The following is a 21,916-nucleotide window of genomic DNA, read 5'->3' as shown; positions in this document are numbered from 1 at the left end:
CTGTTCTCTCGGTAAGCTCAGGTTATTTACTTTATTCTCAAGGACTGTATCTATGGTTATTGCCTGTCCTGCCGTTGCCTTAGCGCGGCAAATACTTGAAGGCTTTGATGATTATCGCGATCGCTTTCGTGATATTACCAATGTGGCGCGTAAGCGTTTTGAGCAAGCTCAGTGGCAAGAAATCCAACAAGCCGCCGCCGCTCGAATTCAACTCTATAAAGAGTGTGTAGCCACTACCCGTGATCAATTAATTAACGATTATGGCGAAGAGGTGTTACTGAATATTGACTGCTGGCCAGATATAAAACGCTCCTATATTGGGCAAATTGATTTAAGGCTGGATGATGAGTTATCCGAAACGTGGTTTAACTCGATTTTTAACTCCTTATTTAGTCATGATTTAATCACTGATGAATGCATGTTTGTGACCAGTACTCGCGCGGAACTGCATCGCAATGACACGCCCATGCAAATTCGGATTTATCGCCCTCAAGGTGATCTGCACGCAGCGCTGCAAAAAATTTCTGAAGACTACCAGTTTAGCGTGCCCTATGCTGATCAGGCTGGTGATATCGAGCGCTTAGAGGCTCAGCTGCGTAAAAACTTGCCCGATTGGGTCTGCAAAGATACCGACCTAACCATTGAGTTATACAGCTCTCGGTTGTACCGCAATAAGGGTGCCTATGTGGTGGGGCGCATCTTTACCCAAGACGAGCAATGGCCGTTAGTGATCGCCATTGTTAATCGTGAGGGCGAAGGGATTCGGTTAGATGCGGCGATTGTCGATGAGGCGGAGGTATCGATTATCTTCTCCTTTACCCGTTCTTACTTTATGGTGCGCGTGGCGTATCCGGCTGAGTTTGTTAACTTTCTGCAGCGTATTTTGCCGCGTAAAGATATTTCTGAACTCTACACCTCAATTGGTTTTTACAAGCAAGGTAAAACGGAGTTTTACCGTAATTTACGTCGCCATTTAGAAACCACTGATGATCGCTTTATGATGGCGCCGGGGATTCGAGGCATGGTGATGACGGTCTTTACGCTACCAGGCTTCAGTACGGTATTTAAGCTGATAAAAGATCGCTTCTCGCCGTCTAAAACCGTTGATCGAGCGACGGTGTTGGATCGCTACCGCTTAGTTAAGCACGTGGATCGAGTAGGGCGTATGGCCGATACCCAAGAGTTTACGGATTTGCGCTTTCCTAAGGATAAGTTTGATCCTGAGTGTTTAGCCGAGCTGCTGGAAGATGCACCCAGTACGGTTGAGGTGCAGGGTGATGAGGTGCTGATTCGACACTGCTGGACTGAGCGGCGAATGATTCCGCTGAATATTTACTTAGAAAATGCCAGTGAAGAGCAAACCCTAAATGCGCTAGAAGATTATGGCATGGCAATTAAACAGTTAGCGGCGGCCAATATTTTTCCAGGCGACATGCTGTTGAAAAACTTTGGTGTTACCCGCCATGGTCGCGTGGTTTTCTATGACTATGATGAAATCTGTTATCTGACTGAAATAAACTTTCGCGATATCCCCGAGCCACGTTATCCAGAAGATGAGTTTGCCGCAGAGCCTTGGTACTCGGTAGCGCCAAATGATGTGTTTCCCGAGGAGTTTCCCCGATTTTTATTTACTGATATCAAATTGCGCCGGATCTTTAGTAAGCTGCATGGCGATCTGTTTACTGCCAAATACTGGAAAAGTTTACAAGACGCCATTTTGGCCGGCAAAGTGATCGATGTGTATCCCTATAAACGTAAACATATCGAGTGAGATTAAGGATGCCAAGCGATCAATTACAGATTACTCAACTGGCGGCTAGGCTTGGAGAGTTGCTGCTGGCGCAACAAGCAGTTGTTACCACCGCTGAGTCGTGTACTGGCGGTGGAATTGCTGAGGCAATCACTCGGATTGCCGGTAGTTCAGCGTGGTTTGAAGCCGGTTGGGTTACCTATTCCAATGAGCAAAAGCAAGCGCTGCTAGCGGTGCCCGAGCAAACGTTAGCCAGCTATGGTGCTGTCAGTGAACCTGTGGCTAAAGCCATGGCTGAAGGAGCGCTTGTTAGGGCACAAGCTGAGTTATCGGTCGCAGTGAGTGGCATTGCAGGACCAGGTGGTGGTACGCCACAAAAGCCGGTAGGTACTGTCTGTTTTGCTTGGTGCAAAGGGGCAATAAGTTATACCCGTACCTATGTATTTGCTGGAGATCGGCAGCAGGTGCGGGCGTACACGGTACAGACTGCACTTAAGGGGTTAATTCAGTTGCTGGAAACCGATAAGCTACTAGACTGAATGAGGAAAAGGTTTGCACCTCGAATTAAAATCAGTGATAATACTGGTTAACTATACAGTAATGGCGAAAGCCCTAAGTATGCATGAGGTTTCATAATGGATGAGAATAAAAAACGCGCGCTAGCGGCAGCGCTTGGCCAAATTGAGCGTCAGTTTGGTAAGGGCGCGGTGATGCGGATGGGTGATCACGAGCGTCAAGCAATTCCTGCGATCTCAACGGGTTCATTAGGGCTGGATATCGCTTTAGGCATTGGTGGTTTACCTAAGGGCCGTATTGTTGAAATTTATGGGCCTGAGTCCTCTGGTAAAACCACGCTCACACTATCGGTCATTGCTGAAGCCCAAAAACAAGGGGCAACCTGTGCCTTCGTTGATGCTGAGCATGCGCTAGATCCTGAGTATGCAGGCAAGTTGGGAGTCAATGTTGATGATCTGTTAGTTTCCCAGCCAGATACTGGTGAGCAAGCACTGGAAATCACCGACATGTTAGTGCGCTCTAACGCCGTTGACGTGATTGTGGTGGACTCAGTTGCCGCGCTAGTACCTAAAGCCGAAATTGAAGGCGAAATGGGGGATACCCACGTCGGACTGCAAGCGCGCTTAATGAGTCAAGCTTTACGTAAAATCACTGGTAACATCAAAAATGCCAATTGCTTGGTGATCTTTATTAACCAAATTCGGATGAAAATCGGGGTTATGTTTGGTAACCCTGAAACCACTACCGGCGGTAATGCATTGAAATTCTACTCTTCGGTGCGTTTAGATATTCGCCGGATTGGCGCAGTTAAAGAGGGTGATGAAATCACCGGTAGCGAAACACGGGTAAAAGTGGTGAAAAACAAGGTGGCGCCACCATTCCGTCAGGCTGAGTTCCAGATTATGTATGGTCGTGGAATTTATCGTACCGGCGAAATTATTGATTTGGGTGTACAGCTAGGGTTGCTTGATAAAGCCGGTGCTTGGTATAGCCATCAAGGCACAAAAATTGGTCAAGGTAAGGCCAACTCGGCTCGTTATTTAGAAGAAAACCCAGAGCTATGCGCCAGTTTAGAAAAACAAATTCGTGAGCAACTATTATCGGTAGTGCCACCGGCAGCAGCGACAGAAGAAGAACCAGAGCAGTCACCTGAAGAATAGCTAATTAGAGTCCCCTTTAAGCCTTGCTTAGCGTGCTGCTAGCAAGGCTTTTTTGTAGAAGAAAATAGGCATAAGGAGCTAGGCATGGTAGATGAGCAAGCTGTCAGTCAAGCACGTTTTGCAGCGATGAACTTATTGGCAAGAAGAGAGCATAGTGCGGCAGAGCTAGGGCAAAAGCTTGCTCAGCGCGAATTTGCCCTTGCAGTGATTCAGGCTGTAATTGAGCGCTTACAAGCCCAAGGCCTGCAGAGTGATGAGCGCTTTGTTGATAGCTTTATCCGTAGTCGTGCTTATTCTGGTAAAGGACCGCTGCGACTCCGTGAGGAGTTGCAACATAAAGGTATTTCACAGGAGCTGATTGCCGAAGGATTGACCAACTTCGAGGGCGATTGGTCGGCTGTGCTGGAACAGGTGTGGCAGAAAAAATTTGGCCAGTTGCCCCAAGATCAGAAAGAAAAAGCCAAGCAATTGCGCTTTCTAGCCTATCGTGGCTTTGCAGCGGCAGCGATTTTTAGTTTGTTTGATCGTTTGGCGGAGCAAGCCTAGTATGCCGAGTCTAAGAAGGGCGCGTTAGCCTCTTGAGTAACGCCTCAACGGCAAGGTTCAGTGTGTGTTGGTGAGTGCTTTCTAGTTGACTAAATAGCTGTTCGTACTGTTTTTTCTCGGTTTTAGGTAAGGCTTTCCAAGCATCATGGGTTGGGATGTGCTGGGTGGCCTCATAGATTTGATGTAGCACGTTAAATTCAGGCTGTTGTGAATACAGTGGATCGAAGTTATCGAGCAACACTTTAAGCCGAATAGCGCCTTCAATCGTTGGCAACTGATGGGCTTGGTAAGATTTGGCAATAATCACTAAATCATTTTTAATTGACTGTAAGCGCGCTTCAGTTACCTGTTTGGTTGTCGCTTGGTTGTGCCATACCCGCTTCCACAGTATCAGGGCGTAGGCACTTAAGGCGGCAATAATCAGGAGTGCGCTAATTAGCCAAAAAATCAAAGAGGTGGAGTGATTAAGCATAAATAACCATTAAAAACTTTCGGGAGTCAGGGTGCCGTTACGCTGTACGTTAAACGATTGGCGGAAAAGTCTACCAGTACTTACTTCAGCTTGCAGTGAATATTGCACTGGCTCAGTGGGTTGTTTGATGGTGCTAATTAAAGTTTTTAGGTGTCGCCACAGGTTGGTAAACACAGGCAACTCGAGGTAGGCGTACTGGTGTGCGGGTACGTTCAGGTTAATATTGCGCTGATCGGTAGCTAGAGGAATGCCATTTAAGTTCAATTGATAGTTGATTTGTCGCAGAGATAACGGGCTGTCGTTGGGATTATCAATTCGAAAACGTAATAAAAACTCTTGCTCTAAGAGTTTGGCGCGTACTACTTCGGCGTCGACTAATTGGACCTCGGGAGATTGCAGGGCGGCCGATCGGCTTGCGCAGCCGGTGGCGCTAAGCGTTACAATAAGCGCCATTAACGTCAGTAGGAAGGTACGCGTTGCGGTCAATGCCATCATGAATATTTCCCTGTAACTACGTTGATTAATCTTTGCGCAAGGTAGCTAGGTCACATTAAATAAGCAACAGTTGCTAGCGAAAAGTTTTGGCTGGCTTCACTTTTTAGGAAAAACTTTCATGAATGGCTTTCAATCTTTAGGTATTACTAATCCTTGGTTAGAGCGCTTGGCTGAACTACAGCTTACACAGCCGACTCAAGTTCAACAGCGCGGGATTCCTGCGCTACTTAAAGGGCAAGATATACTGGCGCTAGCGCCCACTGGCAGTGGTAAAACCTTAGCCTATCTATTACCGCTATTGCAGCGCTGGCAAACTACTGTGAGCAGACGCGAGAGTAATAAAACCAAGGTGCTGATTATGGTGCCGACCCGTGAGTTGGCTGAGCAGGTCTATCAAAGCTTAATGAGCCTAAGCTTTGGTCATCCAGTGGCTGCGCTAACTGCCTATGGCGGTGTCAGCATCAACCCACAAATGTTGGCGTTACGTAAAGGGCTCGACTTTCTGATTGGCACGCCTGGACGTTTACTGGACTTAATGCACAAGCGCGCATTGCAGTTAGATGGTGTGCAAACCTTGGTGCTGGATGAAGCGGATCGGATGCTAGATCTTGGTTTTAGCGACGAGGTGAATGCAATTTTGCGGGCATTGCCTAGACGCAAGCAAGTGTTATGTTTTTCTGCTACCCGCTCGATACGTTTGAATGCTTTAGTTGAGCAGCTATTGCAGCAGCCGCTGACGATTGAGTTGGCCAGTGCGGCGCTTGAGCAAGCGCATATTACCCAGCAAATGCTGGTGGTCGATAAAAAGCAAAAAACTGAATTGCTGCTACAGCTATTGGCTCGACCCGTGCATCAGCGCCAGCAAGCGCTAATTTTTGTGCGCACCCAGCGCATGGCAAATCAGCTACTGGGCGTCTTACAGGCGCAGGGTTATCATGCCGCGGCCTTACACGGTGAGCGTACTCAGGCACAACGTTTGGAGGCCTTGCGCCAGTTTCAGGCAGGTGCCGTGCAGTATTTAATTGCCACCGATGTGGCTGCTCGTGGGTTAGATATAGCCGCCTTACCGCTGGTGGTAAACGTTGAGCTGCCAGATCAAGCCGAGGATTATGTGCACCGTATCGGGCGCACAGGTCGCGCCGGATTGATGGGCGTGGCGATTAGTCTGGTGGCGGCTGATGAGGTAGAGAAGCTGCTGGCAATTGAGCGGTTGCAGGGGCGGTTATTTAAGCGCGAAGAAGTGCTTGGCTTTGTCCCTGAGCATCGGGTGCCCGATACCCATTTAAGCCAAGGTGTTTTGAGTAAACAACGGAAAAAGCCCAGTGTGGCTAAGCCAGCAGCGCCGGATATAGTGAAACCCAAGGTTAATAAAGTTCGTCAAGCCCCAAGTTTTTTAACAAAAAAACCGAAACAGGGTAAAATCTAGGCTTTTGCTTGTTAATTGGTTTGGATTTTGAATACGAGAGGAGTTTCCATGAGTGCGGTACTTGATAGCTTAGTTTCTTTGTTGGATATGGAGACCATTGAAGAAAACCTGTTTCGCGGCGCCAGTCAAGATTTGGGATTTCGCCAACTGTTTGGCGGGCAAGTGCTAGGTCAGTCGTTATCGGCAGCGACTAAAACGGTACGGGTTAGTCGTCAAGCGCACTCGATGCATGGCTACTTTTTACGTCCAGGTGACGCCACTAAACCAGTGGTTTATGAGGTGGAGCGTGTGCGCGATGGTGGTAGCTTTAGTACCCGTCGCGTAACAGCCATTCAAAATGGTAAAACTATTTTTACCTGTAGTGTTTCTTTTCATGATGCCGAAGAAGGTTTTACCCATCAGCCAGTAATGCCTAAGGTGCCAATGCCAGAAGAGTTGGCGCCAGAAATCATTATTGCCGAATACCTAGCTGGTGAGTTGCCTGATGATAAACGCGAAAAAATGCTGCGACCTAAGCCGATTGAGACGCGTCCGGTACAGATTTTAGATCCCTTGGATCCTGCGGCTGGCGAGCCGGTTAAGCAGGTCTGGTTTAAAGCCTGCGCGCCACTGCCGGATAATCCGACTTTGCATAAATACCTGATGGCTTATGCTTCCGACTTTGGTTTGTTAACTACTTCCTTGATTCCCCATGGAGTATCAATTTGGCAGCCCTTTATGCAGGTGGCGAGCTTAGATCACTCGATTTGGTTTCATAATCAAGTGCGCATGGATGATTGGTTATTATACTCCATGGAAAGTCCATGGGCTGGTCATGGTCGTGGTTACTCAAGAGCGCATATTTTTAATCGTGAGGGGGTATTGGTTGCCTCAACTGCGCAAGAAGGCTTGATTCGTATGCGTGAAGATTGGAAAGATCGTAAGAGTATGAGTTAAACAGAGAGGCTAAAAGAGACAATGTCTGAGTTATTACGTGCTCATCAGCATTGGGTGTTTGATATGGATGGTACATTAACGGTTGATGCCCATGACTTTGAGTATGTGCGCCAGCAATTGGGCTTGCCTTCTGGCTCAGATATTTTGGCCGAGTTAGCTAAGTTACCGGCCACTGAAGCGCAGTCTAAGCATCAATGGCTGCAAGCATATGAAGCTGAAGTGGCAGCTAACTCAGTGGCTTCGCCTGGCGTACAAGTGTTATTGCAGCATCTGGTTGAGCAACAAGCACAGATCGCTGTGGTAACGCGTAATACAAAAGCACTAGCACACATAACTTTGGCTGCCATTGGTGTTGAGCACCTATTAGCAGACACAATGATTTTTGGTCGCGAGTGTGCGCCTCCTAAGCCAGATCCTTATTTATTGCATCAGTTAGCTAAGCAGTGGTCGGTGCCTGCCCAGCGTTTAGTGATGGTCGGCGACTTTCATTTTGATCTGCGTTTTGCTAGGGCCGCCAATGCGCGTTCAGTGCTGGTGAATACACCGGATAATTTATGGCCAGAATTAACAGATCATTATTATCCTACCTTGACGCATTTATTAGCAGCTATCCGCTAAAGAGCTTGCTAACCGGCTGAGCAATCTTTATTCTGTCGCGTTGAGTTGGCTGGACAGTCGCCGCTTAAGGTAACTTAAGGGGAGGAAAGTCCGGGCTCCATAGGGCAAAGTGCCAGGTAACGCCTGGGAGGTGAAAGCCTACGGAGAGTGCCGCAGAAAATAACCGCCTAAGCGCTATGCGCCGGTAAGGGTGAAAAGGTGCGGTAAGAGCGCACCGCATGACTGGTAACAGTTCATGGCTAGGTAAACCCCACTGGGAGCAAGACCAAATAGGAATCCAATAGGTGTGGCCCGCACTGGATTCGGGTAGGTTGCTTGAGGTGATTAGCGATAATCATCCTAGATGAATGACTGTCCACGACAGAACCCGGCTTATAGGCCAACTCATACTTTCTTATCTGATCATTATTTTTCTCAATAGGCTATGGCAAGCAGTCTCAGACTGTGTAGTTGCTGTAGATGATGCCGTGTTTTTTCGGTATCCCTATCAATTCTACAAATAACTTTAAGTTGCCCATTTAACCGCATTTTACTTGACGCTAGACAGTTGCATTTCTATAGTGTGCAGAAGTGGCTAAAAGTGGTAGAAAGTGGTTTTTAAGGTGATAAAATAGATTGAATAGGGCGTTTCTGTGTTTAGAGGCACTACCTCCAGTAACTTAGATAGCAAAGGCAGGCTGACGATACCGAGTCGATATCGTGATGAGCTTGAGTTGCGGTGTGCTGGAAAAATGGTGGTCTCGATTGATTTTACCGACCCTTGTTTAAGCCTTTACCCATTATCTGAGTGGGAGAAAATCGAAGCTAAGTTGCTTCAGTTACCTTCCTTGAGGGCTGACACTCGACGTTTATCACGTTTGCTAATAGGCAGCGCAGTGGATGTTGAGCTCGATGCTAATTGCCGTATTTTGATCCCCAGTCGATTACGAGAACACGCACAGATCACTAAAGAAGTGACCTTAGTAGGCCAGCTCAATCGCTTTCAGTTATGGAGCGCTGAGTGCTGGGATGTTGTTTGGACTGAAGATTTACAGTCACTGGGTGGTGAAAATGATCTATCCAGTGAGTTATTAGAGTTGGTTTTATAAGCATGAGCGACACCTTTAAACATATCACCGTACTGCTGAATGAAGCAGTGGCAGCGCTTGCTATTAAGCCAGAGGGGATTTATATCGACGGCACTTTTGGTCGTGGTGGCCATAGTCGATTACTGTTGCAGCAGGTCGCTGCAACTGGGCGCTTGATCGGATTTGATAAAGATCCACAAGCGATTCAAACCGGCCTAGCACTTGCTCAAGAAGACCCCCGCTTTACTATTGTGCAGCGCAGTTTTGCTGATTTAGCACAGGAGATCGAATCGCAACAGTTAACGGCTCAAGTCGATGGGATTCTACTTGACTTAGGCGTGTCTTCACCGCAATTAGATGATGCTAGTCGTGGTTTTAGCTTTATGCACGATGGCCCATTAGATATGCGGATGAATCCAGCATCAGGTATCAGTGCTGCAGATTGGATCGCCGAAGTTAGTCAAGAGCAGCTGGCACAGGTATTTAAAACCTACGGCGAAGAGCGTTTTGCTAAGCGTCTAGCTAAAGCAGTGGTTGAGCGCCGTGAGCAACACGCCTTTACTACCACGGCTGATCTGGCGGCAGTTATTTCTGCTGCACATCCGTCTTGGGAGAAAGGCCGACATCCAGCGACTAAAGCCTTTCAGGCGATTCGAATCTTTATCAATAATGAGTTAGGCGACTTAGAGCAAGGCTTAGAAGCGGCGGTTAAGGTATTAAAACCTGGTGGCAAACTGGTGGTTATTAGTTTTCACTCACTTGAAGATCGCATTGTTAAGCAGTTTATACGGCGTATGGAAAAGGGTGAGCAAGATAATTTGCCACGAGATTTGCCGGTAATCACTCAGCGTTTTGAGCCTATTTTGAAAGCCTGTGGCAAGCCACAGTATGCCAGCGCCGAAGAAGTGTTAGCTAATCCTCGCTCGCGGAGCGCGGTGATGCGTGTTGCGGAAAAACAATGATTAAGCCTAAGCCTAGCCCTCAGTCTAGTCGCGGACCGGCAAATGGCGGTGCCTTATTTACTCGGCGTTTGCCGTTGTTGGCTTTCCCGATCTTATTAACCTTTTTATTTGTGATGGGAACTGCGGTCAGTATTGCGCAGAAATCCCATGAGAGTCGTAAATTAGTCAAAGCTTTATATGACGAAATGAAAATCAAGGATGAAGCCCAAGCAGAATGGGGGCGGTTAGTGTTAGAGCAAACAACTTGGACTGCACATAATCGGATTGAGGCTTTAGCTATAACTGATTTAAAGATGCGTACGCCAGAGCCTGGCGAAGTGATTATGGTGAAATAATGAACACCATTAAGACGTTACCTTATTACAAGCGCATGTACTTCGTTTTGGCTTGTATATTTTTAGCGTTTTTAGGCTTGGCTGTACGTTTAGTTTATTTGCAAGTAGTTGAGCATGATTTTTTACAAGATCATGGTGATCGTCGTAGTTTACGCAACAGCGAGATGGTGGCGCATCGTGGAGTAGTGACAGATCGTCATGGTGAGCCGTTGGCAGTGAGTTCTCCGGTAGTGACTATTTGGGCTGACCCTCGTTTGCTGGTACAGGTGCCAGAGCGCTGGAATGAGTTGGCAAAAGCACTAAAACAAGACCCAGCTACTTTAGCTAATAAAATTAAAGCTAACTCAACTAAAGGCTTTATTTACTTGGCACGACGTTTGACCCCAGAGCAGGGTGAGGCAGTATTAAAGCTAAAAGTCTCTGGCGTGTCGGGTAAAGATGAGTTCCAGCGCTTTTATCCGGCCGGTGAAGTGGCAGCGCATATTATCGGTTTTACTAATATTGACGAGGTCGGACAAGAGGGCGTTGAGCTGGCTTTTGATGACATTTTGTCAGGGATTCCTGGCAAACGCCAATATCTACAAAACCGCAATGGACAGATAATTAAAGATTTAGGCGTGGTGCAAAATCCGCGTCCAGGTAGTCCATTGGCATTATCCATTGATTTGCGCTTGCAATACTTAGCCCATCGCGAACTGCGTAAAACTTTAGAAGAGTTTAAAGCTAAAGCAGGCTCAGTGGTGATTTTGGATGTGAAAACTGGCGAAATTTTAGCCATGGTTAATCATCCAACCTATAACCCTAATAACCGTTCTCGGCTTGAACCGCAAATGCTACGGAATCGAGCCATGATTGATACCTTTGAGCCAGGTTCCACAGTGAAGCCGTTTTCGATTGCTGCTGCTTTAGAAAGTGGGCGCTGGACTACGCGCTCTACGGTGGATGCGCGTCCAGGCAGTATGCGCATTGGCCGCTTTACGATTCGCGACGTATCACGGGCTGGGGTGTTTGATCTGGCAACAATCTTAATGAAGTCTAGTAATGTGGGTGTGAGTAAAATTGCACTCAATATTGGCGGTGAGGCCCTGTATGAAATGATGCAAGGAGTGGGCTTTGGGCAAGATACTGGACTCAGTTTCCCAGGTGAGCAAATAGGTAGTCTGCATCCACGGCGCAAGTGGCCTGATGTTGAAACCGCTACGTTATCTTATGGTTATGGATTATCCATTACCGCCTTGCAGTTAGCTGGCGCCTATGCGGTGCTAGGCAATAATGGGGTCAAGCTGCCGTTGTCATTGGTTAAACGTGATGCCAAAAATATGCCGAGAGGTACGCGGGTAATGTCAGAAAAAACTGCCCGTGAAGTGCAGGACATGTTACGCCAGGTTGTCGAGGTCCCTAACTCGGGGGGGAACCGCGCTAAGGTGCCGGGCTATGTAGTAGGCGGTAAAAGTGGTACCGCGAAGAAAATTTCCGGTCGTGGGGGATATACCCAAAACTCGTATCGTTCTTTTTTTGCTGGAATTGCGCCACTGTCTGATCCACAGATTTCAGTAGTAATTGTGGTAGATGAGCCTGATCCAGCTATTTCTTATTATGGTGGGCGAGTTGCTGCGCCATTATTTGCCAACGTCGCCTCCGGCGCATTACGCCTGCTGAATATTGTACCCGATGATTTGCCAAATACGGCCAGTACCGCTAAGGGGCAACACTAATGCCAATGTTACTGAAACAGTTGCTGCCACAAGCGGGTAGTGACTTACTCATTCGAGAGTTAACACTTGATAGCCGTAAAGTTTTGCCTGGAGACTTATTTCTGGCCGTTCCAGGCTTATTAAGTGATGGGCGAGACTATATCGCCCAAGCGATTAAGCAAGGTGCAGCAGCAGTGGCTTATGAAGCGCTAGATGCACCAAAGATGCAAGACAGCGAAGCGCTGTTAATTGCGGTAGAGAACTTGCAGCCACAACTGTCAGCCTTAGCCGCCACCTTTTATGGTGAGCCGAGCCGTAGTTTAGAAGTGGTTGGGGTAACTGGGACTAACGGTAAAAGTACCGTCACTCAGTTACTCGCTCAAGCCACGACTAAGTTAGGTCAGCCCTGCGCGGTGATTGGCACCTTGGGGGTGGGCTTTTTTGGTGACTTGCAAGAATCCACGCACACCACGCCAGACCCTATTGCAGTACAAGCGGCCTTAGCTAAATTAAAAGCACAGGGCGCCCGTGCGGTAGCGATGGAGGTGTCTTCCCATGCGTTGGATCAGGGGCGAGTAACTGCTGTTGAATTTGATGTGGCAGTGTTTACTAATCTGACGCGAGATCACTTGGACTACCACGGTGATATGCAAAGTTATGCCGCTGCTAAGGCACAGCTCTTTCATTGGCGGAGTTTGCAGGCCGCAGTAATTAATCAAGACGATGCGTTAGGTCGTCAGTTATTAGCTGAAGTTAAGACTGCCAAGTGCTACAGCTACAGTTGTGAAGACCCTAGCGCGACGGTATTTGCTAAAAATGTGCGCTTTAGCCATTTAGGAATTCAGGCCGAGATTGTAACGCCCCACGGCGAAGGTGTGCTGCGTAGCCCGCTATTGGGTGCATTTAACCTCAGTAATTTATTGGCGGTGATTGCTACCTTGTTGGTTCAAGGCCGCTCATTGTCAGAGATTTTACAGGTGTTGCCTTTATTGCAAGCACCACTTGGGCGGATGCAGCGTTTTGGCGGTGAGCAACAGCCGTTAGTGGTGGTGGATTATGCCCACACGCCCGATGCCCTAGCTCAAGTGCTTAAAGCATTACGGGTGCATGTTAGTCAGCCGCATAAATTGATTTGTGTAGTGGGATGTGGCGGCAATCGTGATACCGGTAAGCGACCACTGATGGCGCAGGCCGCAGCAAAGCTAGCTGATCAAGTTATCATTACCGATGACAATCCACGTTTAGAAGATCCCGCTGTGATTAGACAGCAAATGTTAGCTGGTATAACTGAACTTACTAAGGCGCAAGAGGTCTCTCCGCGGGCAAGTGCGATAGCCGCTGCAGTCCAACAGGCCACCTCAGGTGATGTAGTGTTGATTGCGGGAAAGGGACATGAAAATTATCAGGATATTAACGGCATTAAGCATCCATATTCTGATTTAGAGCAAGCGCAATTACAGCTTGCTGAGTGGGAAGTGAAACATGTTTAAGGGGTATACCTTAGGACGCCTAGCCACTGTGCTGGGCGTTGCACCGGTGGGAGCGGTGGAAACACCTATATTACGGCTGACAACGGATAGTCGCGCGGTGCAGCCTGGTGATGTTTTTGTTGCGTTAAAAGGTGAGCGCTTTGATGCCCACCAATTTTTACCCGCTGTTGCTAAACTGGGCGCAATTGCTGCGGTGGTAGAGCAGCTGGATCCTAGTCTTGAGCTGCCTCAGCTGCAGGTGGCAAATAGCCGACAGGCACTGGCCAAGCTAGCCCAAGATAATCGCCAGCAGTTTCAAGGACTCACCGCCGCGGTCACTGGTTCCAGTGGTAAAACCACGGTTAAAGAGCTGTTGGCCAGTATTTTGCGGGCAGCCTTCGGTGCTGATGCGGTGCTGGCCACGCGCGGTAACTTAAACAATGAGTTGGGCGTACCCTTTACCTTATTGGAGTTGAATCAAACTCACCGCGCTGCAGTGATTGAGCTAGGCGCTTCACATCTAGGTGAAATTAATTACACCGTACAGTTAGCAGCACCTAGCGTTGCGATCATTACCAATGCTGGTAATGCCCATATTGGCGAGTTTGGTGGTTTGGACAATATTGTGCAGGCCAAAGGCGAGATTATTGATGGCTGTGATTCAGTACAGCAGGTGGTGCTGAACTTAGATGATGCTGCCTATGCTAAGTGGCAACAGCGCGCAGGCCAACGGCAGGTGTCGAGCTTTTCATTGCAAGATACAGCAGCGGACTGGTATGCGGCAGATATTGTGCTGGATCCAGTACAGGGCAGTCGTTTTCAATTGTGTTATCAAGGGCAGTCACTCGGTGAGATTCAGCTGCAGTTGCTAGGCCAACATAATATTGCTAATGCATTAGCTGCGGCTGCGGCTGCCAAGGCCTTGGGTATTGAGCAGACCAGTATTGTGGCGGGACTACAAAGTATTCGTGCAGTGGCAGGGCGCATGCAGCGACATCAGCTAGCTGGTATTACGCTAATTGATGACAGCTATAACGCCAACCCCGTGTCAATGTGCGCGGCGATTGATTTATTAAGCCAAGCGGCGGGCGAGCGAATTTTAGTGTTAGGTGATATGGGCGAGTTAGGTGAGTGGTCGCAAGAGGGACATGCGGTAGTTGGACGACATGCCAGTGGCCGAGTTGATGCGTTGTATGCCGTCGGTCAGGAAATACAGGCAGCAGTTAATGCCTATCAAGGGCCTAATGCGTACTTTTTTGCCTCGCAGGCAGAATTATTAGCCCATTTACTGCCGCAGTTAAGTGGTGAAAAAACAATTTTAGTTAAAGGTTCGCGAAGCGCTGCAATGGATCACGTGGTTCAAGCCTGTTTAGCGAATGTACAGGAGATCCATTAATGCTGTTGCTATTGGCAAATTATTTAGAGCAATTCTATTCAGGATTTGCGGTGGTGCAGTACCTTACTTTGCGCGCCATTTTTGGGGTGTTAACGGCACTGGTGCTGTCGCTTTGGCTCGGGCCTTGGATGATTCGTACCTTGCGTGGATTGCAGATTGGTCAATCGGTTCGCACCGATGGCCCACAAAGCCATTTATCTAAATCGGGCACTCCAACCATGGGTGGGGCGTTGATTTTAGCGGCAATTGCAGTCAGCACCTTGCTCTGGGCTAATCTCAGCAATCTTTATGTGTGGGTAGTGCTGCTGGTGACCTTACTATTTGGCGCCATTGGTTGGGTCGATGACTACCGTAAGGTGGTAGAGAAAAGCTCGCGCGGCTTGCCTGGACGCTGGAAATATTTTTGGCAGTCGGTATTTGGTTTAGCAGCCGCTGTGGTGTTGTTTATCAATGCCAAATCAAGCGCCGAAACCACCTTGATTTTTCCTTTTCTAAAAGATGTCGCGTTGCCGCTTGGCATTGGCTTTATTGTGCTGACCTATTTTGTGATTGTTGGCTCAAGTAATGCGGTGAACTTGACAGATGGCTTAGATGGGCTAGCTATTTTGCCTACTGTTTTGGTGGGTGGTGCATTGGGCGTCTTCGCCTACCTTTCGGGTAACGTCAATCATGCTGAATACTTATTGATTCCTTATATTCCTAATGCCGGTGAGTTGGTCGTGTTTTGTGCGGCATTAGTCGGCGCTGGTTTAGGCTTTTTATGGTTTAACACATACCCCGCGCAGGTCTTTATGGGCGATGTTGGTGCTTTAGCACTAGGAGCAGCCTTAGGTACGTTAGCGGTCATTGTGCGTCAAGAAATTGTGCTGTTTATTATGGGTGGGGTGTTCGTGGTGGAAACCCTCTCAGTGGTCATTCAGGTCGGTTCTTACAAGTTACGTGGTAAGCGGGTATTTCGCATGGCGCCGATTCATCATCATTTTGAATTGAAAGGCTGGCCAGAGCCGCGGGTTATTGTGCGCTTTTGGATTATCACCTTAATTCTGGTTCTTGTGGGCCTGTCCACACTGAAGTTACGTTAGAGGCGACTATGCCAAGTGCAGGGTTACAGATTGTTATTGGATTGGGCAAAAGCGGATTAGCGCTGGTGCAGTTTCTGCTGGCCAAAGGTTTTCGCGTGGCAGTGGCCGATACCCGTGCTCATCCGCCTGGGGCAGAGGTATTAGCTGCCGAGCATCCAGAAGTAGCGACGCATTATGGTGAGTTAAATGAAGCCTTTTTAGCCGCGGCTGAAGTGATTTATGTTAGCCCTGGATTGGCCGTGAGTCATCCTGTATTACAGCGACTGCAGCAACAAGGGATTCGCATCGCCGGTGATATTGATGTGTTTGCCCAATATGCTAAGGCTCCCGTTATTGCTATTACAGGCTCTAATGCTAAAAGTAGTGTCACCACCCTCGTTGGGCAAATGGTCCAACAAGCAGGCAAGCGTGTGGCGGTGGGCGGCAACTTAGGGGTGCCGGTGGTTGAACTACTGGATCCTGAGGCAGAATTGTATGTGTTGGAGCTGTCGAGCTTTCAGCTAGAAACCAGCACGCGCTTAGCACCCTATGTGGCGACCTGCTTAAATATTAGCGAAGACCATATGGACCGCTATCCAGCAGGAATCGCCAGCTACATTGCGGCCAAACAACGTATTTTTGCACGGGCGCGCTATGCGGTGGTTAATCGAGACGATGCACAGGCCTTTGCCCCTGAGCATCCGATTGAGTTGAGTTACTCCTTTGGTTTAACAGAGCCAACGAATGCCAACGAGTTTGGGGTGCGAGCAACCGCAGCAGGCACCTTTATCGCTTTGGGCGAGCAGAACTTATTGCCAGTCAGTGCGTTAAAACTAAAAGGGCGGCACAACCTAGCCAATGCGTTGGCGGCTTTAGCGTTAGCCTCAACAATTGAGCTGCCTTTAGCAAGCGCGCTGCAGACTGCGCAAAACTTTGCTGGATTGCCGCATCGTTGCCAGTGGCTAGCTGAGTACGAGCAAGTGACTTGGTATAACGACTCCAAAGGCACCAATGTGGGGGCTACTTTAGCGGCGCTGGCCGGATTGGCGGATACGGTATCGGGACAAATAGTTTTAATTGCTGGTGGTGATGGTAAGGGCGCAGATTTTTCGCCGTTAAAAAAACCAGTTAAACAAGAGTGCCGTGCGGTGATTTTGCTTGGCAAAGATGCACTACTAATCGAGCAGCAATTAGCGGGTGCTGCGCCTTGTTATCACGTAGCCAGTTTGCCAGAAGCGGTGCAGTTAGCGGCTAAGTTGGCTCAAGCAGATGATCTAGTGCTGCTATCGCCAGCCTGTGCCAGCTTAGATATGTTTACTAGTTTTGAGCATCGCGGTGAAGTGTTCGAGCAGGCGCTAAGGGAGTTAATTGGGTGAACTTAGACTTTTTACGCAAACCGTCGCCGTTACGTAACCAGGCCCGACAAATGGACTTGGACTTTTTGTTTTTATTGGGCTGTTTGGCGCTGCTGGGATTAGGGCTAGTCATGATTGCCTCGGCTTCTACCGAGGTTAGCTATAAAGAGAATGGGCATACCTATTACTTTATTACCCGGCAAATGATTTATTTTCTGATCGGTGTGGCCGCTTTTTTATTTTCCGTGCAAACCCCTTTAAGTTTTTGGCGGCGTCACGTTGTGATCGTGGCTTTTTTAACTTTAATTGGCTTGCTGTTGGTGTTTGTGCCAGGCATTGGTAAAGAGGTTAATGGGGCAAAGCGTTGGTTAAACTTTGGATTGTTTAATATTCAGCCCTCGGAGTTAGCAAAAATTGCCGCCATTATGTTGTTGGCCTCTTATATGGCCAATAACAATAAAGCTTTGCAAGAAAAATACAGCGCAATGCTGGTGCCAGGGGCTGTGTTGGTGATTTTTGCTTTGCCCATTTATCTGGAGCCAGACTTCGGTAGCATGGCGGTGCTCGTGGTGACGTTAGGTTTAATGCTATTTCTTGGCGGCATGCGCTTAAGCTTGGTCATAGGAGCCGGTGTTTTAGTGCTGGCAGCGGGCGTTTATTTAGTTGGAATAGAAAGCTATCGTTTGGATCGGATTCAAAACTTCACCAATCCATGGGCTGATCCTTATGGTAAAGGCTATCAGTTGTCCCAAGCTTTGATTGCGTACGGCCGTGGTGATGTGTTTGGCTTGGGTTTAGGTAATAGTATTCAAAAACAACACTTTTTACCCGAGGCCCATACTGACTTTATTTTTTCGGTGCTGGCTGAGGAGCTAGGCTTAATTGGCACCTTGCTGACCATTGCCCTATTTGGCTTTGTGGTGGCGCGGGCTTTTTTAATTGGCGTCTGGAGCGAGAAAGCACGGCCCAATGATAAGTTTCCTGCTTATATTGCCTATGGCATTGCCAGTATGTGGGCGTGTCAGATAGCGATTAATATTGGGGTTAATATTGGTGTTTTACCTACTAAGGGACTGACATTACCGTTTTTAAGTTATGGCGGTAGCTCTTTGATTGCCTGTTGTCTCTGTATCGGATTATTGCTGCGGATTGAGTGGGAGCATCGAACCGATTTGCGTTATCAAGATATTCAAGTTATACCGACCAAGGAGCCAGTGCATGGCTAAGCCTAGTGTATTAATTATGGCGGCAGGGACAGGCGGACATGTGTTTCCAGCATTGGCTTGCGCTCGCCAATTCCAGCAACAAGGCTATGACGTGCATTGGTTGGGTACACCGACTGGCATTGAGCATGAGTTAACTCAGCATGCTGGAATCAGTATGCATTGTATTCAGATGTCAGGGCTACGAGGTAAAGGCTTAGCTCGTCTGCTTGGCATGCCTTGGCAGCTGTTTAAGGCTATACTGCAGGCGCGGCAGGTTATTAAGAAAGTTCAGCCTGTGTGTGTGGTCGGTTTTGGTGGTTACGTGACCGTACCCGGTGGTGTGGCTGCCAAGCTAGGTGGCGTGCCTTTAGTCATCCATGAGCAAAATGCGATTGCCGGTACGGCTAACAAGTCATTGCTACCCTTTGCTCAGTTGGTCTGCGAGGGGTTTCCTAACACCTTTAAAGCACAACCTAAAGTTTGCTTTACTGGGAACCCCGTACGTGAAGACTTATTGATGCTTAAACGGCAGCTAAGCGCTGGAACAGGCGTTAACTTATTGGTATTAGGCGGCAGTCTAGGTGCCGAGCCACTCAATAAGCTATTACCTGAAGCTGTGCAGTTGCTGGCGGATCCAGCCCAATTAACGATTCGTCATCAGGCCGGTAAACAGCACGCCGCTATTACTCAGCAGCGTTACCAAGCCTTAGGTTTAACGGCAGAGGTACAGCCTTTTATTGGCGATATGGCCGCGGCCTATGCCTGGGCCGACTTAGTTATTTGCCGTGCGGGCGCACTGACCGTCAGTGAGTTAGCCGCGGTGGGCGTGGGGGCTTTCTTAATTCCACTTCCCCATGCAATTGATGATCATCAGAGTAAAAATGCCGCTTTTTTAGCTGAGCAAGGTGCCGCTAAATTATTGCCGCAACGTTCAACGACTGCAGAAGGGTTAGCCGCGCAGTTAACTGAGGTTTTAATGAATAAACACCATTTATTAGAAATGGGACAAATTGCAGCGAGTTTAGCTAAACCCACTGCCACCCAAGAGGTTGTTCGTAAGTGCTTGGAGGTCGCCCATGGCTGATTTGCAACGGTTAACTCCAGCTGAGATGCGTCGTATGCGTAGAATTCGTCGGATCCACTTTGTGGGAATTGGTGGCACGGGGATGTGTGGCATCGCGGAAGTGTTACGTAATCTCGGTTATGAGGTTTCAGGCTCTGATCTTAAAGCCTCCGCGGTAACTGATCGTTTAGCCGCCTTAGGGGTTAAAATTGCGATTGGTCACCGGGCTGATAACATTGAAGGTGCTGATGTTTTAGTGGTATCCAGCGCAATCAATGTGGAAAATCCAGAAGTAGCGCGGGCGCTTGATAACCGAATTCCCGTGGTGCCACGGGCTGAAATGCTGGCTGAGCTAATGCGCTATCGGCATGGAATTGCGGTGGCCGGAACCCATGGTAAGACCACCACTACCAGCTTATTAGCTTCGGTATTTGCGGCGGCGGGACAGGATCCAACCTTTGTCATTGGCGGTCGGTTAAATGCCGCCGGCAGTAATGCACAGCTTGGTGCAGGTTGTTACTTAATTGCTGAAGCCGATGAAAGTGATGCCAGCTTTTTGCACTTGCAGCCAATGGTCTCGGTGGTAACCAATATTGATGCTGACCATATGAGTACTTATGGCGGCGACTTTAATAAACTGAAAAAAACCTTTATTGATTTCTTACATAACTTGCCATTTTATGGTTTGGCAGTGTTGTGCATTGATGATCCATCGGTGCGTGAAATCATGGCTAAAGTTAAGCGCCCAACCATTACTTATGGTTTTTCCGAAGATGCTGACTTACGCGCGATTAACATTGAACAGCGCGGCATGAGCACGCGCTTTACTGTTGTGCGCAAAGATCGTGCGCCGCTGGATGTCACGGTTAATATGCCAGGTAAGCATAATGTCTTAAACTCACTGGCGACCATTGCCATTGCCACCGATGAAGGCATCAGTGATGAGGCGATTATTCAAGGCTTGTCGCAGTTCGAAGGAGTGGGACGGCGTTTTCAAGTCTATGGTGATTTGCCCGTGGACGATGGCAGTGTGATGCTAGTTGATGACTACGGGCATCATCCCCGGGAAGTGGCAGCAGTGATCAAAGCGGTGCAAGAAGGGTGGCCAGGGCGGCGCTTAGTAATGATTTATCAGCCGCATCGCTACAGCCGAACCCGCGACTTATATGAAGACTTTGTTCAGGTGCTGGGCGAAACCAATGTGCTCTTGTTGTTGGAGGTTTATCCTGCCGGCGAAGAACCTATCCCTGGCGCTGATAGCCGTCAGTTGTGCCATAGCATTCGTCAGCGTGGGCAATTAGATCCGGTACACATTGAGCGCGGTACCGATATTGCGCCGATTTTAAAGCCATTACTGCGTCCAGGCGACATTGTTCTTTGCCAAGGGGCTGGCGATATTGGCAGCATTGCGCCTAATTTAGTTAAACATCCTTTATTTGCTGAAAAGACCTTGGAGGCTTGAAATGGCAACGGTTGATGTAAAGTCCTTCGGTCGAGTTGCGGTACTTTATGGTGGCATAAGTGCCGAACGTGAAGTCTCACTGCGCTCAGGCGCGGCCGTACTGGCAGCGCTGCAAGCAGCCGGCGTGGATGCCTTTGGCATTGATGTGCAGGCAGATATTGTGCAAAGAATCAGCGCCGAAAAAATCGATCGTGCCTTTATTGTCTTGCACGGCCGAGGTGGCGAAGACGGCACGATCCAAGGCTTATTAGAGTGGGCGGGAATTCCTTATACAGGGAGTAAGGTGTTGGCCTCGGCACTGGCAATGGACAAACTGCGGACCAAACAAGTATGGAGCAGTTTGGGGATTCCTACTCCGCAACACAGCGTATTATCTAGCGTTGAAGACTGTGCGGCAGCGGCTGAAAAATTGGGTTTTCCGCTGATTGTCAAACCAGCGCAGGAAGGCTCAAGCATTGGCATGGCAAAAGTTAATAACTTGCAAGAACTAGAACAGGCTTGGCAGGCCGCACGGCATTACGACCGCAATGTATTGGTTGAGCAATGGATTACCGGGCCAGAGTTCACTATTGCAATGTTGGATGGTGAAATTTTGCCGCCGATTCGCTTAGGTACTAACCGCGAATTTTATGACTATGAAGCTAAATATTTAGCTGATGATACTCAGTATCAGATTCCTTGTGGTTTAAGCCCTGAGCGCGAACAGGAGCTAAAAGAGTTGACCCGCCAAGCCTGTGAGACCTTGGGTGTTACTGGTTGGGGGCGGGCCGATGTGATGCAAGATGAACAGGGCAATTTTTGGTTATTAGAAGTAAATACTACGCCAGGCATGACCGACCATAGTTTAGTACCGATGGCGGCTAAAGCCCATGGATTGAACTTTAGCCAACTTGTTTTGACTGTACTAGCTAGCAGTATGAAAGGTTAA

21 protein-coding genes and 1 other RNA gene are annotated in these 21,916 nt (G+C 48.4%); 20 read left to right on the top strand and 2 right to left on the bottom strand.

What is annotated here, in order from left to right; genetic code table 11:
* Positions 1-52: 52 nt before the first annotated feature.
* From aceK to AC2T15_RS08165, 4 genes are all read left to right on the top strand, one after another.
* On the top strand, positions 53-1,771 hold the full coding sequence (gene aceK, locus AC2T15_RS08180; RefSeq protein ID WP_486778010.1) for a bifunctional isocitrate dehydrogenase kinase/phosphatase: 1,719 nt from the start codon (positions 53-55) through the stop codon (positions 1,769-1,771).
* A gap of 8 nt (positions 1,772-1,779) precedes the next feature.
* Positions 1,780-2,289: a CinA family protein gene (locus tag AC2T15_RS08175; RefSeq protein ID WP_486778009.1), complete on the top strand. Its 510-nt coding sequence runs from the start codon at positions 1,780-1,782 to the stop codon at positions 2,287-2,289.
* A 96-nt stretch (positions 2,290-2,385) separates the two neighbouring features.
* Positions 2,386-3,426, top strand: a complete 1,041-nt coding sequence (gene recA, locus AC2T15_RS08170; protein WP_053101487.1) for a recombinase RecA — start codon at positions 2,386-2,388, stop codon at positions 3,424-3,426.
* Between the two features lie 84 nt (positions 3,427-3,510).
* Positions 3,511-3,972, top strand: coding sequence for a regulatory protein RecX (locus AC2T15_RS08165; protein ID WP_486778008.1), 462 nt, complete (start codon positions 3,511-3,513; stop codon positions 3,970-3,972).
* A 10-nt stretch (positions 3,973-3,982) separates the two neighbouring features.
* Here the strand turns inward: AC2T15_RS08165 and AC2T15_RS08160 are convergent, their stop codons facing one another.
* Both AC2T15_RS08160 and AC2T15_RS08155 read right to left on the bottom strand, forming a co-directional pair.
* A complete protein-coding gene (locus tag AC2T15_RS08160; protein ID WP_486778007.1) occupies positions 3,983-4,444 on the bottom strand; it encodes a DUF2489 domain-containing protein in 462 nt (153 codons plus the stop codon).
* Positions 4,445-4,453: 9 nt separating this feature from the next.
* The gene (locus tag AC2T15_RS08155; RefSeq protein WP_486778006.1) at positions 4,454-4,939 is read right to left on the bottom strand and encodes an LEA/WHy family protein; all 486 of its coding nucleotides are present in this window, start codon (positions 4,937-4,939) and stop codon (positions 4,454-4,456) included.
* Between the two features lie 118 nt (positions 4,940-5,057).
* Between AC2T15_RS08155 and AC2T15_RS08150 the strand changes: the two genes are divergently transcribed.
* The 16 genes from AC2T15_RS08150 to AC2T15_RS08075 all read left to right on the top strand — a co-directional run bounded on the left by AC2T15_RS08150 (position 5,058) and on the right by AC2T15_RS08075 (position 21,916).
* Complete coding sequence (locus AC2T15_RS08150; protein ID WP_486778005.1) at positions 5,058-6,365, top strand: DEAD/DEAH box helicase; 1,308 nt, start codon at positions 5,058-5,060, stop codon at positions 6,363-6,365.
* Between the two features lie 48 nt (positions 6,366-6,413).
* On the top strand, positions 6,414-7,301 hold the full coding sequence (locus AC2T15_RS08145) for an acyl-CoA thioesterase domain-containing protein (RefSeq protein ID WP_486778004.1): 888 nt from the start codon (positions 6,414-6,416) through the stop codon (positions 7,299-7,301).
* A gap of 21 nt (positions 7,302-7,322) precedes the next feature.
* Positions 7,323-7,919, top strand: a complete 597-nt coding sequence (locus AC2T15_RS08140) for an HAD family hydrolase (RefSeq protein WP_486778003.1) — start codon at positions 7,323-7,325, stop codon at positions 7,917-7,919.
* Positions 7,920-7,960: 41 nt separating this feature from the next.
* Positions 7,961-8,310, top strand: an RNA gene (rnpB, locus tag AC2T15_RS08135) — RNase P RNA component class A.
* Positions 8,311-8,551: 241 nt separating this feature from the next.
* Positions 8,552-9,007 (top strand): division/cell wall cluster transcriptional repressor MraZ, encoded by a 456-nt coding sequence (gene mraZ / locus AC2T15_RS08130; protein ID WP_486778002.1) that lies wholly within the window; start codon positions 8,552-8,554, stop codon positions 9,005-9,007.
* Between the two features lie 2 nt (positions 9,008-9,009).
* Complete coding sequence (gene rsmH, locus AC2T15_RS08125; protein WP_486778001.1) at positions 9,010-9,948, top strand: 16S rRNA (cytosine(1402)-N(4))-methyltransferase RsmH; 939 nt, start codon at positions 9,010-9,012, stop codon at positions 9,946-9,948.
* On the top strand, positions 9,945-10,283 hold the full coding sequence (gene ftsL, locus AC2T15_RS08120) for a cell division protein FtsL (protein ID WP_486778000.1): 339 nt from the start codon (positions 9,945-9,947) through the stop codon (positions 10,281-10,283). Before rsmH ends, ftsL begins: the two co-directional genes overlap by 4 nt.
* Positions 10,283-11,998, top strand: coding sequence for a peptidoglycan D,D-transpeptidase FtsI family protein (locus AC2T15_RS08115; RefSeq protein ID WP_486777999.1), 1,716 nt, complete (start codon positions 10,283-10,285; stop codon positions 11,996-11,998). The genes ftsL and AC2T15_RS08115 overlap by 1 nt, the downstream gene beginning before the upstream one ends.
* Positions 11,998-13,467, top strand: a complete 1,470-nt coding sequence (locus AC2T15_RS08110; protein WP_486777998.1) for a UDP-N-acetylmuramoyl-L-alanyl-D-glutamate--2,6-diaminopimelate ligase — start codon at positions 11,998-12,000, stop codon at positions 13,465-13,467. Before AC2T15_RS08115 ends, AC2T15_RS08110 begins: the two co-directional genes overlap by 1 nt.
* Positions 13,460-14,842, top strand: a complete 1,383-nt coding sequence (locus AC2T15_RS08105) for a UDP-N-acetylmuramoyl-tripeptide--D-alanyl-D-alanine ligase (RefSeq protein WP_486777997.1) — start codon at positions 13,460-13,462, stop codon at positions 14,840-14,842. Before AC2T15_RS08110 ends, AC2T15_RS08105 begins: the two co-directional genes overlap by 8 nt.
* On the top strand, positions 14,842-15,924 hold the full coding sequence (gene mraY / locus AC2T15_RS08100) for a phospho-N-acetylmuramoyl-pentapeptide-transferase (RefSeq protein WP_053101500.1): 1,083 nt from the start codon (positions 14,842-14,844) through the stop codon (positions 15,922-15,924). Before AC2T15_RS08105 ends, mraY begins: the two co-directional genes overlap by 1 nt.
* A gap of 8 nt (positions 15,925-15,932) precedes the next feature.
* Entirely contained in the window at positions 15,933-17,279 is a 1,347-nt protein-coding gene (gene murD / locus AC2T15_RS08095; protein ID WP_486777996.1) for a UDP-N-acetylmuramoyl-L-alanine--D-glutamate ligase, read from the top strand.
* Between the two features lie 50 nt (positions 17,280-17,329).
* Complete coding sequence (gene ftsW / locus AC2T15_RS08090; RefSeq protein ID WP_486779031.1) at positions 17,330-18,484, top strand: putative lipid II flippase FtsW; 1,155 nt, start codon at positions 17,330-17,332, stop codon at positions 18,482-18,484.
* Positions 18,477-19,547, top strand: a complete 1,071-nt coding sequence (gene murG, locus AC2T15_RS08085) for an undecaprenyldiphospho-muramoylpentapeptide beta-N-acetylglucosaminyltransferase (RefSeq protein ID WP_486777995.1) — start codon at positions 18,477-18,479, stop codon at positions 19,545-19,547. The genes ftsW and murG overlap by 8 nt, the downstream gene beginning before the upstream one ends.
* Entirely contained in the window at positions 19,540-20,988 is a 1,449-nt protein-coding gene (murC, locus tag AC2T15_RS08080; RefSeq protein ID WP_053105192.1) for a UDP-N-acetylmuramate--L-alanine ligase, read from the top strand. The genes murG and murC overlap by 8 nt, the downstream gene beginning before the upstream one ends.
* Position 20,989: 1 nt before the next feature.
* The gene (locus tag AC2T15_RS08075) at positions 20,990-21,916 is read left to right on the top strand and encodes a D-alanine--D-alanine ligase (protein WP_053102142.1); all 927 of its coding nucleotides are present in this window, start codon (positions 20,990-20,992) and stop codon (positions 21,914-21,916) included.

The sequence above is a fragment of the Thiopseudomonas sp. SA1F2-1K genome (assembly GCF_057443035.1).
This window is presented reverse-complemented; position numbering and strand designations above follow the sequence as displayed.

Coding starts and splice junctions, on each gene's coding strand:
- aceK (WP_486778010.1), top strand. CDS start 53: ATGGTTATTGCCTGTCCTGCCGTTGCCTTAGCGCGGCAAATACTTGAA.
- AC2T15_RS08175 (WP_486778009.1), top strand. CDS start 1,780: ATGCCAAGCGATCAATTACAGATTACTCAACTGGCGGCTAGGCTTGGA.
- recA (WP_053101487.1), top strand. CDS start 2,386: ATGGATGAGAATAAAAAACGCGCGCTAGCGGCAGCGCTTGGCCAAATT.
- AC2T15_RS08165 (WP_486778008.1), top strand. CDS start 3,511: ATGGTAGATGAGCAAGCTGTCAGTCAAGCACGTTTTGCAGCGATGAAC.
- AC2T15_RS08160 (WP_486778007.1), bottom strand. CDS start 4,444: ATGCTTAATCACTCCACCTCTTTGATTTTTTGGCTAATTAGCGCACTC.
- AC2T15_RS08155 (WP_486778006.1), bottom strand. CDS start 4,939: ATGATGGCATTGACCGCAACGCGTACCTTCCTACTGACGTTAATGGCG.
- AC2T15_RS08150 (WP_486778005.1), top strand. CDS start 5,058: ATGAATGGCTTTCAATCTTTAGGTATTACTAATCCTTGGTTAGAGCGC.
- AC2T15_RS08145 (WP_486778004.1), top strand. CDS start 6,414: ATGAGTGCGGTACTTGATAGCTTAGTTTCTTTGTTGGATATGGAGACC.
- AC2T15_RS08140 (WP_486778003.1), top strand. CDS start 7,323: ATGTCTGAGTTATTACGTGCTCATCAGCATTGGGTGTTTGATATGGAT.
- rsmH (WP_486778001.1), top strand. CDS start 9,010: ATGAGCGACACCTTTAAACATATCACCGTACTGCTGAATGAAGCAGTG.
- ftsL (WP_486778000.1), top strand. CDS start 9,945: ATGATTAAGCCTAAGCCTAGCCCTCAGTCTAGTCGCGGACCGGCAAAT.
- AC2T15_RS08115 (WP_486777999.1), top strand. CDS start 10,283: ATGAACACCATTAAGACGTTACCTTATTACAAGCGCATGTACTTCGTT.
- AC2T15_RS08110 (WP_486777998.1), top strand. CDS start 11,998: ATGCCAATGTTACTGAAACAGTTGCTGCCACAAGCGGGTAGTGACTTA.
- AC2T15_RS08105 (WP_486777997.1), top strand. CDS start 13,460: ATGTTTAAGGGGTATACCTTAGGACGCCTAGCCACTGTGCTGGGCGTT.
- mraY (WP_053101500.1), top strand. CDS start 14,842: ATGCTGTTGCTATTGGCAAATTATTTAGAGCAATTCTATTCAGGATTT.
- murD (WP_486777996.1), top strand. CDS start 15,933: ATGCCAAGTGCAGGGTTACAGATTGTTATTGGATTGGGCAAAAGCGGA.
- ftsW (WP_486779031.1), top strand. CDS start 17,330: ATGGACTTGGACTTTTTGTTTTTATTGGGCTGTTTGGCGCTGCTGGGA.
- murG (WP_486777995.1), top strand. CDS start 18,477: ATGGCTAAGCCTAGTGTATTAATTATGGCGGCAGGGACAGGCGGACAT.
- murC (WP_053105192.1), top strand. CDS start 19,540: ATGGCTGATTTGCAACGGTTAACTCCAGCTGAGATGCGTCGTATGCGT.
- AC2T15_RS08075 (WP_053102142.1), top strand. CDS start 20,990: ATGGCAACGGTTGATGTAAAGTCCTTCGGTCGAGTTGCGGTACTTTAT.